Raw genomic sequence first — 2,869 nt, 5'->3', positions numbered from 1 at the left:
TGTCACTTAATGGTAGTTCTTTAATACGCATAAAATATACCTCCTTTTTCTACATTATAAACAAAATAAAACATAATACAAAATTATTTCTAAAGATTATTACAACTATGATATAATATTCCTAAAGGGGCGTGAATATAATGGGTTTGTTACTTAGTAGAATATTGACTTATTTAAATGGTGCGATGCAGAATGATTACTATTATAAAATATGCAATTTCATTATCTTTAACTATCTAGATATATTTGAGATGTCTGAAGAAGAATTCTTAAATAAGGGTGCTTTTAGAAAAGAAGAACTTTATAGTTTCTTATTAACATTTGGATTCTCTACTTATGAGGATTTCCGTTTTAAATTAGAAGCTGATCATCAGTTACGTTTGAATCAGATTCGTGTCAGATTATTTGGAGAAACTCCTCAGAAATTCTTAGCGAAGATGGATAAGGCAATGGATGAAGAAGTCCTTGCGAACACAATTACTTCTATCTGTGAACATTTCTATAAAGCAAAACGTATTATTATCTTTGGTGGTTTATATCCTTGTTCTATTGCCGTAGAGTTACAGACAGATATGATTTCTTTTGGACGTCCATTTATTCATTATCATAAGTATGATCCTATTCAATTTAATGAAGATGATGTTGTCATCTTTGTGAGTGCTACAGGACGTAGTCTAGAAGAAATGAAGAAATATGATAATTGCAGCTTTGAAAAGGCATATTCATTACTCATCACGCAGAATCGTAAATATACACAGTCATGTTTTAATGGAAATACAACAGTAATCTATGTACCAGGTAAGTTTGATTCAATTGATTTCAACTACCAGATCATGTCAATCTGTGACTTAATCAGATTACGTTATTTCCAACAATACTACCTCTAAGCAGACTTCAGTCTGCTTTTTTTATGCATTATAAAAGACAAGGATCATCCTTGTCTAGTGAAGAAGAACGCGGTCATTCGCTTCTCCTGTTTCAGTAAATTTTCTTACAAGTTCTTCGACAGTCATTTTCTTTTTTGTTTCTTCATCAATATCTGCAATGATTTTTCCATCCTTCATCATCAGGATTCTATTACCATATTTAAGAGCATCTTCCATATCATGAGTGATCATCATGGTTGTAATATGATGCTCTTTCGCAATTCTTTCAGATAATTTCATCACCTTGATAGATGTTGCAGGATCAAGTGCAGCAGTATGTTCATCTAATAAAAGTAATTGTGGTTTAACTAAAGTTGCCATTAATAGTGTGAGGGCTTGTCTTTGTCCTCCAGATAAGGTACCCACTTTAGTTGTTAAACGATCTTCTAAGCCAATATCTAAGTCCTTTAATGCATTTACAAAGATATCATGATGTTTATGAGTAAATGGTGTAAGTGAGAAATGTTTTCCTCTTTGATAAGCTAAAGATAAGTTTTCTTCAATTGTCATTGAAGGAGCTGTTCCTCTTAAAGGATCCTGGAATAATCGACCAATGGTACGGCTTCTCACATATTCCTTTTCATGCGTGATATCTTTATCATCTAAGACAATAGTTCCTTCTTTTGTTTCTACAGCACCAGAGATAGCACCAAATAAAGTAGATTTACCTGCACCATTAGACCCGATAATAGTCACAAAATCTCCTGGTTCAAGATGAAGAGATAAGTGATCAATGGCTTTCTTTTCATTGACAGTCCCTTCATTAAATACAACTGTTAAATCTTTTATATTAAGCATGTTTCTTGAACCTCCTCTTGAGTGTTGCGGAAGAAATCGCAATCACAACAATAAATGCTGATAGGATCTTTAAGTCTCCTGAAGGAAGACCTAAGTATAAGGCAATTGTTAAAGCAAAACGATAGAAGATAGCCCCTACAATCGTACCAACTAAGCATATTGCAACCTTATCACTCTTAATGAATGTCAAACCAATAATAATAGAAGCAAGTCCGATGACCATCATACCAATACCACTTGTGATATCAGCATAGCCCTGCTGCTGTGTAAATAAAGCACCACTTAAAGCCACTAAACCATTTGCAAGTCCTAAACCAATAATTTTCATCTTATCTGTATCAATAGAGCTAGCTCGTACCATTGCTTCATTATCACCACAGGCTCTAAGTGCAAGACCCATCTGTGTCTTTAAGAAATAATTCAATAATACGGTAATCACTATCACAATCACACCAATAATCAATAATTTATCATAAGGTTCAAACTGAGTTGTATTGCTGAAGATTGTCTTATGATTAAATAATGAGATATTTGGTGTCTGATGCATAATACGTAGATTCACTGAGTATAAAGCAGTCTGTGTAAGGATTCCGGCTAGGATTTCATTAATATTAAGTTTAGTAATGAGTAAACCTGTCACCATCCCTGCAATTGCACCTGCTACAAATCCAAGTACCATACCAAGTACTGGGTAGCCTGCCACTGCCACCATAGCACTTACTGCACATCCTGTTGTAAAACTTCCATCCACTGTCAAGTCTGGAATATTCAAAACTTTGAAACTAATATATAAGCCTAGAGATAAGACGGCAAATATGCCGCCTAACTCTAGGGCTCCAAGAATAACTGTACTATTCATAAAAACTCCTTAGATTTCTGTATATTTACTATCACTTGTAATGTTTTCTGGTAATTTAATACCTAATTTATCTTTTGTAGTTGTATTGATATAGATTTTTAAATTTGTCTTAAATACTTTCACTGGGATATTTTCTACTTTATTACCCTTTAATACTTTATCAACGATTTTAGCCGTTTCTTTACCTAGTTCTTTATAATCGATACCAACACTTAAGAAACCACCATCTTTAACCATTGAATCAGCCCCTACATATAACGGCTTGTTTGCTTTCTTACATGCAGCA

At 33.5% G+C, this 2,869-nt stretch carries 4 protein-coding genes; 1 reads left to right on the top strand and 3 read right to left on the bottom strand.

What is annotated here, in order from left to right; genetic code table 11:
• Nucleotides 1-140 precede the first annotated feature (140 nt).
• Nucleotides 141-887, top strand: coding sequence for a MurR/RpiR family transcriptional regulator (locus ACT8VG_RS09530; RefSeq protein ID WP_432269587.1), 747 nt, complete (start codon nt 141-143; stop codon nt 885-887).
• Between the two features lie 54 nt (nt 888-941).
• On the opposite strand, the gene ACT8VG_RS09525 is transcribed toward ACT8VG_RS09530, so the two are convergent.
• The 3 genes from ACT8VG_RS09525 to ACT8VG_RS09515 all read right to left on the bottom strand — a co-directional run.
• Nucleotides 942-1,724 carry an ABC transporter ATP-binding protein gene (locus tag ACT8VG_RS09525; protein ID WP_432269588.1) on the bottom strand — a complete coding sequence of 261 codons (783 nt, stop codon included), beginning with the start codon at nt 1,722-1,724 and terminating at the stop codon, nt 942-944.
• On the bottom strand, nt 1,717-2,583 hold the full coding sequence (locus ACT8VG_RS09520; protein ID WP_117459195.1) for an ABC transporter permease: 867 nt from the start codon (nt 2,581-2,583) through the stop codon (nt 1,717-1,719). The genes ACT8VG_RS09525 and ACT8VG_RS09520 overlap by 8 nt, the downstream gene beginning before the upstream one ends.
• Before the next feature lie 9 nt (nt 2,584-2,592).
• Nucleotides 2,593-2,869, bottom strand: a 277-nt coding sequence (locus tag ACT8VG_RS09515; RefSeq protein ID WP_444195723.1) for an ABC transporter substrate binding protein, incomplete at its 5' end; no start/stop codon positions are given.

Origin of the sequence: Catenibacterium sp., assembly GCF_052354645.1 — a bacterium.
In the GTDB taxonomy this organism is placed as follows: Bacteria; Bacillota_I; Bacilli_A; order Erysipelotrichales; family Coprobacillaceae; genus Catenibacterium; species Catenibacterium mitsuoka_A.
This window is presented reverse-complemented; position numbering and strand designations above follow the sequence as displayed.

Coding starts and splice junctions, on each gene's coding strand:
- ACT8VG_RS09530 (WP_432269587.1), top strand. CDS start 141: ATGGGTTTGTTACTTAGTAGAATATTGACTTATTTAAATGGTGCGATG.
- ACT8VG_RS09520 (WP_117459195.1), bottom strand. CDS start 2,583: ATGAATAGTACAGTTATTCTTGGAGCCCTAGAGTTAGGCGGCATATTT.
- ACT8VG_RS09525 (WP_432269588.1), bottom strand. CDS start 1,724: ATGCTTAATATAAAAGATTTAACAGTTGTATTTAATGAAGGGACTGTC.